This is a genomic window from Pseudoalteromonas sp. GW168-MNA-CIBAN-0100 (assembly GCF_040309225.1).
Taxonomy (GTDB): domain Bacteria; phylum Pseudomonadota; class Gammaproteobacteria; order Enterobacterales; family Alteromonadaceae; genus Pseudoalteromonas; species Pseudoalteromonas arctica.
Genome location: NZ_JBEOOL010001076.1, coordinates 1 through 237 on the forward strand (window position 1 = coordinate 1; position 237 = coordinate 237).

1 protein-coding gene is annotated in these 237 nt (G+C 45.6%); it reads left to right on the plus strand.

Features of this window, described 5'->3' with window-relative positions:
• Positions 1-237 (plus strand): sulfotransferase family protein (locus tag AAEY62_RS24660; RefSeq protein ID WP_350637123.1); only part of this gene is annotated, 237 nt, incomplete at both ends.

A 237-nucleotide genomic window follows, 5' to 3' on the forward strand; every position in this document is an offset into this window, starting at 1 on the left:
GGTAAAGCCGATAAACTTAAAAACAGCCCATTTGATAATGAGGGCTCAGCGGCTTTATTTGCACATATTAAAAAATTAAGCCTTGAGCATAACGAGCCAAACGCCTCAGGTAACCCAAGCAACGAGCCTATTTTTGTTTTAGGTATGCCGCGCTCTGGCACCACCTTAGTAGAGCGTATTTTATCAAGCCACAGCGACGTGCAATCAGCAGGGGAGCTGCAAGACTTTGGCTTGTGT